At 39.5% G+C, this 7,142-nt stretch carries 9 protein-coding genes; all 9 read left to right on the top strand.

Features of this window, described 5'->3' with window-relative positions; all coding sequences use genetic code 11:
- Positions 1 to 503 (top strand): LPXTG cell wall anchor domain-containing protein (locus tag QM419_RS06955; RefSeq protein WP_414278325.1); only part of this gene is annotated, 503 nt, incomplete at its 5' end.
- A 76-nt stretch (positions 504 to 579) separates the two neighbouring features.
- Positions 580 to 1,539 (top strand): glycosyltransferase PgfS, encoded by a 960-nt coding sequence (gene pgfS / locus QM419_RS06950; protein ID WP_414272786.1) that lies wholly within the window; start codon positions 580 to 582, stop codon positions 1,537 to 1,539.
- Between the two features lie 22 nt (positions 1,540 to 1,561).
- A complete protein-coding gene (pgfM1, locus tag QM419_RS06945) occupies positions 1,562 to 4,525 on the top strand; it encodes a glycosyltransferase PgfM1 (protein WP_414278324.1) in 2,964 nt (987 codons plus the stop codon).
- 159 nt (positions 4,526 to 4,684) lie between these two features.
- Complete coding sequence (locus QM419_RS06940) at positions 4,685 to 4,888, top strand: helix-turn-helix transcriptional regulator (RefSeq protein WP_000916945.1); 204 nt, start codon at positions 4,685 to 4,687, stop codon at positions 4,886 to 4,888.
- Complete coding sequence (locus QM419_RS06935; RefSeq protein WP_214262589.1) at positions 4,888 to 5,091, top strand: hypothetical protein; 204 nt, start codon at positions 4,888 to 4,890, stop codon at positions 5,089 to 5,091. The genes QM419_RS06940 and QM419_RS06935 overlap by 1 nt, the downstream gene beginning before the upstream one ends.
- Positions 5,088 to 5,438 (top strand): PspC domain-containing protein, encoded by a 351-nt coding sequence (locus QM419_RS06930; RefSeq protein WP_414278323.1) that lies wholly within the window; start codon positions 5,088 to 5,090, stop codon positions 5,436 to 5,438. Before QM419_RS06935 ends, QM419_RS06930 begins: the two co-directional genes overlap by 4 nt.
- A 14-nt stretch (positions 5,439 to 5,452) precedes the next feature.
- A complete protein-coding gene (locus QM419_RS06925; protein WP_414278322.1) occupies positions 5,453 to 6,154 on the top strand; it encodes a DUF3169 family protein in 702 nt (233 codons plus the stop codon).
- A gap of 9 nt (positions 6,155 to 6,163) precedes the next feature.
- Positions 6,164 to 6,805, top strand: coding sequence for a lysostaphin resistance A-like protein (locus QM419_RS06920; protein WP_414278321.1), 642 nt, complete (start codon positions 6,164 to 6,166; stop codon positions 6,803 to 6,805).
- Positions 6,806 to 6,823: 18 nt separating this feature from the next.
- Entirely contained in the window at positions 6,824 to 7,039 is a 216-nt protein-coding gene (locus QM419_RS06915) for a hypothetical protein (protein WP_049496767.1), read from the top strand.
- Positions 7,040 to 7,142 lie beyond the last annotated feature (103 nt).

Below are 7,142 nucleotides of genomic sequence, written 5' to 3'. Positions count from 1 at the left end.
CAACTTCTACAACTACAACGACAGAAGGTCCAGCGACAACTTCTACAACTACAACAACAGAAGAACCGGCGACAACTTCTACAACTACAACGACAGAAGGTCCAGCGACAACTTCTACAACTACAACAACAGAAGAACCGGCGACAACTTCTACAACTACAACGACAGAAGGTCCAGCGACAACTTCTACAACTACAACGACAGAAGGTCCAGCGACAACTTCTACAACTACAACAACAGAAGAACCAGCGACAACTTCTACAACTACAACAACAGAAGAGCCAAAAACTACTTCAACAACAGAAGGATCAACGACAACTTCAACGACCGCATCAACAGAAGGGCCAACAACCACTTCAACAACAGAAGGATCAACGACTACAACAGATGAGAAACCAAAACTTCCTAAAACTGGAGAAGCCGTAGGAACTGGCTTGGTATTTGCAGGAATCGTCATCTTATCAGGCACAGTTGTATTGAAACGTAAATATTCTAATAAGTAATAGTTGAGTTTCTTTAGATAGGGGAGAGCATGGCTCTCTCCCTTTTTTAAAAAAGTAGATATTATGGAGTATTTAGATGAAACTATCAATTCTTATCACTCTTTTAAATGAAGAATTAGTTCTCGCTCAAACGCATAAAGCCATCTCTGAGCAGTTAGAGAGTATGATTTTATCGGAAGAACTGTCTGACTACGAAATTCTCTATGTGGATGACGGCAGTAGCGATAGCACACTAGAATTAATCGATGCTATTGCCAATGAAAACCCACGGGTCAAGTATATCAGCTTTAGTAGAAACTTTGGACGCGAGAGTGGAATTCTTGCTGGTTTTAAGTATGCGACTGGTGATGCAGTTATGGTGATGGATGGTGATTTGCAACATCCGCCCTACCTTATCCCTCTCTTTGTAGAAGCTTATAAAGAAGGATATGACATTGTCAGCGGTCAGAGAACTCGAGAAGGGGAGTCATTTGTAGGAAGCTTCTTTGCTCGTAGTTTTTATAAATTCTCGAATCACTCCATGGACGTTAAATTGACAGATGGAAAATCCGAGTTACGTCTCCTCAGTAAGAGAGCTGTGGATGTATTTGTTTCACTGCCGGAGTACAATCGATTTAACAAAGGGCTTTATGAGTGGATCGGTTTTAAAGAGAAGGTTATTCCTTATCAAAATGAAGTTCGTAAGGCAGGAAAAAGTAAATTTGGCTTTAAGAAGTCTATGAACTATGCTTTCCAGGGGATTATCTCATTTAATGACCGACCGCTTAGAATTTGTATCCAATTTGGATTTGTCAGTATGGCTCTGTCTCTTCTCTATATTGTTTATGAATTTTGTAAATTTATCTTTTCTTCCGACTATACAAGTGGCTATTTCACGACAATAGCAGCTATCATCTTGTTTAGTAGTGTGCAACTCATTTTCATAGGAGTACTTGGAGAGTATATTGGAAAGATTTATTACGAGGTGAAGCAACGTCCTCACTTTATCGTCGCGAAAAGCAATATTGACCAAGCTGAAAAAGATAAGATTGGTTAAGAAGACATAGGAGAAAACAAACATGGATAAGTGGTTAATGCGTTGGCAAGAGTTAAAAGGGAAACACCCTAAAGCCTTGCTTTATACGATAAGTGCCTTACTACCGATGACCATTATGCTGGTTGTTTGGTTTTTCATGGGTAGCTATCCTTTTGGAAATAAAAGTCTGATGGCAGTTGACTTTGGGCAGCAGTATATCAGCTTTTTTGGCTTGCTTAAAAATGCAGTACTTACAGGTGATTTGAGTAGTCTGACTTATTCCTTTACCAAATCTCTCGGTGGAGATATGATAGGGGTTTTAGGCTATTACTTGATGAGTCCCTTTAATATTTTTTATATTATTGTTCCCTTCAAACATTATGGTTTGGCAGTCTTTCTGACCATTTGGCTCAGATACGGCGCAATCGGGTTGTCCTTCTCTCATTTTTTGATTAAGCGCTATAAGGGAGCAGAATCTCGTGTGTGGTTGGTGCCTTTATTTGCAACAGCCTATGCTCTTTCAGGGATGCTCGTTTCCTATCAGATGAACGTCATTTTCTATGATGCCATGATTATGCTACCGCTCGTTATCGTTTATCTGGAAGAGATTTTGGATGGAGGAAGACCCTATCGTTATGCCTTTATTTTAGGACTAACAGTCTTTCTGCAGTTCTATATGGGGTATATGATTTCGATTTTTATCGTCCTATACTCTTGTTATTATGTTTCACCACGCCTCTCTATTCAGGGAACTCTGAAACAGAAGCTGAAACACTTCTTGAGTCCTCTGGTAAAAACATTTGCCTTCTCTGTCATTGGGGTTGCTACGGCATCGGTATTGATTGTGCCAGTTTTCTATAATCTCCTTGAGAGTAAGGGGCAAGTTGGAGATGCCATGAAATTCTCCTTGGCCTTTCAGATCAATCCTGTGGATATTCTGTCTAAACTGGCTATCGGTGGTTTTGATACTGCCTCAGGCTGGTCAGCTGGACCTAACCTTCCAAATATCTACATCGGTGCTTTAGGATTTCTAGGTTTTATCCTCTACTTTACATCAAAGCAGATAGCTAAGGAAAAACGTTGGGCTGCAGGAGCAGTCACCTTCGTCTTCTTCCTTTCCTTTGTCAATGAGTTTGTAAGTAAAATCTGGCATATGGGACAAAATCCAGCTGGATTCTTCTTCCGTTTCTCATGGTTGTTCTCGTTCTTTATGCTCGTTTTAGCCTATCAGGTAGTTAAGGGACAAGTAGAAATTTCTCGCAGAGGGAAGTTGCTTTCAGCTGTGTTACTAGTTTTATCAGCAATTTATCTCTATACAAAGAAATTCACCTATCTTCCAAAAACACAGCCAGAAGCATTGACTCAATTTCTAACAAAGAATGTTATTGTATTTTGGATTTTACTGATAGCTATCACTGTAGCCTGCTCTTATCTCTATTGGAGTCGTTCTCGTAAAGATCCTAAAGTGAAAAAAATGGTGCTATTGATAGCTGGGGCTGTCGTCCTTCTTTTAGGCATTCTTCTCCAAACAGGTTATCTCTTATCTCAGGTTGTATTAACCTTGTTGGTTTACTTGGCGGTTATCTTCTTACTGCGCTCAAGAATGACAAGATTAGCCATTCTTGCCTTATCTACCCTAACAATCTTTGAGTTGGGTTACAACGCTTATCTATCTCAAGCAACCTTTGGGTATGCGGATGTAGATAAGTTTGTAGATGCAACGGTATCTGTAAAACAAGTGACAGATGATGTTCAGAAACAAGCAGACCAACCATTCTATCGAATCGCCTCCACCTTTGCCTATTCAAAAACAGTGCCATCGCTTGTTTCCTACCCAGGTTTAAGTACCTTTAGTTCTAGCTTAGAGCGTACGACCATGGATCAATTCGCCTACATGGGTGATCAAGGGATTAATGCGGCGACAGAGTATGAAAATGGGACCCTCTTAACAGATGCCCTATACGGTGTTCGTTACTATATGGATGTCAAGGATCTGGATCCTACAGAGAAAGAAGCTCATCCTGAGAGAATGTATTTCACTCGTTTTGCAAGTCGTTTTGATATGCAACGTTATTTCACGCGTAAGGTATATGAAGATGAGCGTTATATTGTGTACGAAAACCCAAATTCTTTCCCATTAGCTTATGGAACAAATGATTTGGTAAGAAATATCAACTTCGGTAAAAACAACGCTATTCAAAATCAAAATATCATTCTCAACTCTATGGAAGGTGCGAAAAAAGACGAAGAAAATTATCTCGATTATTTCAAGCCCCTAGCCTATGGAGATGTCGAAACAGAAAATCTTACTGAGGAAAATGTCGACAAAGAAAAAGGAACCGCAATTTACAAGCGGATAGACTCTTCTAAGGATGCAGTGGTTCGCTACCGAATTACTCCGCGAACAGACTTGACTTATTACTTCTTCGTACCTGCAGGTCTAAATACAGAGAAAGATTACTCCGTTCTTCTAAATGGCAAGTGGTTCACTCATTCTAAGAGAAATACGCAACGTCAACTCTGGCAAATTGCAGATAATGCGGAGAATCAAGAATCTGTACTTGAGTTCCGCTTTAAAACAGACAAGGTTGACCTTTCAAACGCAGGGGTTTATCGAGCAGAAATCAGTCAAATTCAAAGTGCTTTAGAAAAAAGGAAGGCACAAGGTCTACAAGTTGAGAAATTCTCGAATACTCATATCGTCGGTTCAGTGAATATTACTGACGACAGTAAATATATGATGACTTCTATCCCTTATAGCGAGGGTTGGAAGGTGAAAGTAGATGGTAAGGATGTACCTGTGACAAAAGCATGGAACAGCTTTATTTCATTCCCGATTACTTCTGGACAACACAAAGTAGAATTTGTCTTCTCACAAAAAGGAAGGGTTACAGGTGCTGTATTGACTCTAATCAGTCTATCAACGCTTTATATCGTCAGAAGAGATTACAAGAAGGATGATAAAAAGCAGCTGAAAGAAAATCAAGACGCTCCATTAGCTGACTAAGCAATCTTTTATCAACTATAAAAAATACGGTCAGGATAGCACTCCTGACCTTTTTCTTTTGCAAAATGACAAAAATCTTAAACTTTTTGACAAATATACTTGTCAAAAATAAAAAGATGTGTTACAATGAAATCAAGTTAAGAACAAAGGAGTCAAGACATGCTAAAAAATCGTCTAAAAGAGCTTCGAGCTCGCGATGGCCTCAATCAAACCGAACTGGCCAAACTAGCAGGTGTGTCCAGGCAAACCATCAGTTTGCTAGAGCGGGATGAGTACACGCCATCCATCGTCATTGCCCTGAAGATTGCTCAGATATTCAATGAGCCAGTCGAGTCAGTCTTTCGCTTAGAGGAGGATGAGTGATGAACAAGTATAAAGTGATTTATTATCTATCTATAGTTGTGTTTATCGTAAATCTTTTGGCTATGATCGGAAGCCTACTTGGTTGGTTTACAATTGTTGACAGTAAATACCTCTTCTGGATTAACATAGTTTTACTATTAGTCTTTAGATGGGTAGAGAGAAAGATAAAGTTTAAAGAAATCGTAAAAGGAGAAAAGTTATGAAAGAGTTTTTAGCGGGTTTTCAAGTCGATACTGAACACAAAGAACTTGCCGGTGTTTGTGCAGGTTTAGGAAATTATTTTAACATTCAAGCCAATATCGTTCGTTTGGTGACAGTCTTGTTGTTCCTCTCTTCGACTGAGGTTGGGATTCTAACAATGACGCTCTATGCCTATCTAGCAGGTTGGCTTGGCAATGATCCCTTGGGGGATGGAGCAAAAAAAGCACGAAACCAAGCTCTTCTCTTAGTCGTTGTTTGTTTGCTTTTGGTCTCACTTGGATCAGAAGGCTTGACCGCTATTTTTGAATCAGGTAAAACTTTTGGTCAATGGTTGTCTGGTTTGTTTTAGAAAGAGGTTGAAATATGGAAAAGAAACATATCATTTTTGCACTGAAGATTTTTCTTGCAAGTGTTTTATTAGGAATATTTGCTGGTTTCCTTGGTCTTAATCCTTTAGGTATCAGTCAAGAGCAAGTAATCATTGCCTCGTACTCAATTTTTCTTGGTTTAGGGATGCTTACGGTGATTCTAACCTTTTATTTCACTAGAAAAAGTCATCAGGCCTATCAGAATTATCAAAGAGAAGAAGAGGATGAAGGAAATGAGCAAGACTACCTTGATATGTATCGTTTCTTAGATTATGGTACGGTAGCTTGGAATGTTTGCCAAATTTGTATGCTATCCTGTCTACTTTTAGATTTGGGAGGTTTAGGCCGATCAGCAACATCCTTACTTTTGCTGGTTGTAGGTATCTGGTCGGGTGTTTACTGTCTCAAAATCATCAGCACGGTTCGTAACTATAAACTTTCTATTACGGCGACTCCCAAGGAAGTTTTGGAATACCTCGATACTTATGATGAGGGAGAAAAACAGGCTGAGATGGAAGAAGCTTACTTGATCTTGTTCAAGGTTAATCAACTCCTCATTCCTGGCATCTATGTTGTCTTAGTAGTACTATCTGTAGTATTAGGACAAGTACAGTTGGTTGCTCTACTCGTAGCAGTTGTCGTCCATTTGTACACGAATGTTGCACAGTTGCGAAAAACAAAACGTTATTTCAAATAGGAGAATATTATGAAAACACTTAAAAATATTGGCTGGTATAGTCTTACTTTCTTATCATTTATTATGATTTATAGTTTCATCCAGGGTGTAGGTGTGGCAGCGATGAAGTTGGGAGCACCTGACTACGTTTTTGTTCCTGTTTATGTCTTATTAGCAGGAATCTTCACCTTCGTTACCTACAAGTGGTATAAGACAGGAACCGTTACGATTGAAAAAACGGCCCTCAACAAATACATCTGGTTACCTGCCTTGGTATGGGCCCTTGTTATTGTTGCCCAATTCTTTTTGCCAAATGATCCATCAGTCAATCAACAGACGGCAGAACAATTGACTCATAATCAACCTCTCTTCGCTTTCTTCATGATAGTGGTCTTTGCGCCTCTGACAGAAGAATTGACCTTTAGAGGAATGTTAGCTCGCTATGTCTTTCCTCAACAAGATAACGTCAAGCAGACAGTTCTCTTTCTTCTTGTAAGCACCATCATTTTTGCACTTGTTCATTTCCCTGGGACTCCCCAACAGTTCCTGGTTTATGCTTCACTCGGCTTTAGCTTGGGACTGGCTTACATCAGCAAGGGTGGTCTGGCCTATAGTATAGCTCTACATGCCTTGAATAATTTAATCGGATTTTTAATGATTATCATGCTATAATAGACTCAGGAGGAAGTCATGAAACGAGTGATATTATTAGCAGTGATTCAGGCAGTTGTTCTCTTCCTTATTATTGGAGCGCTTGCCTATGCTTTTAAAGGGGATTTCTTTTATAATCATCTAGCAGTTATCTTTGCACCAATTGCAGGTATTATGCGATTTGCGACAGCCTATGCAACGGAGATTGTTCTCCCTAAAAAGGCAGCGGAGATTGCTGAAAAGCGAAAAAAATAAAGAAATACCAAATCCAGCGAAAGACTTTGCTGGATTTTTTCATTTATCGCGGGAAACTCTCAACTTTTCTGATGATTTTCATGAAGAGCCTGCGCTTTTATGG

It is taken from the genome of Streptococcus infantis (genome assembly GCF_047464715.1).
In the GTDB taxonomy this organism is placed as follows: domain Bacteria; phylum Bacillota; class Bacilli; order Lactobacillales; family Streptococcaceae; genus Streptococcus; species Streptococcus infantis_S.
Note: the sequence above shows the minus strand (reverse complement) of the source record. Positions and strands in the feature narration are given on the sequence as shown.

Coding starts and splice junctions, on each gene's coding strand:
- pgfS (WP_414272786.1), top strand. CDS start 580: ATGAAACTATCAATTCTTATCACTCTTTTAAATGAAGAATTAGTTCTC.
- pgfM1 (WP_414278324.1), top strand. CDS start 1,562: ATGGATAAGTGGTTAATGCGTTGGCAAGAGTTAAAAGGGAAACACCCT.
- QM419_RS06940 (WP_000916945.1), top strand. CDS start 4,685: ATGCTAAAAAATCGTCTAAAAGAGCTTCGAGCTCGCGATGGCCTCAAT.
- QM419_RS06935 (WP_214262589.1), top strand. CDS start 4,888: ATGAACAAGTATAAAGTGATTTATTATCTATCTATAGTTGTGTTTATC.
- QM419_RS06930 (WP_414278323.1), top strand. CDS start 5,088: ATGAAAGAGTTTTTAGCGGGTTTTCAAGTCGATACTGAACACAAAGAA.
- QM419_RS06925 (WP_414278322.1), top strand. CDS start 5,453: ATGGAAAAGAAACATATCATTTTTGCACTGAAGATTTTTCTTGCAAGT.
- QM419_RS06920 (WP_414278321.1), top strand. CDS start 6,164: ATGAAAACACTTAAAAATATTGGCTGGTATAGTCTTACTTTCTTATCA.
- QM419_RS06915 (WP_049496767.1), top strand. CDS start 6,824: ATGAAACGAGTGATATTATTAGCAGTGATTCAGGCAGTTGTTCTCTTC.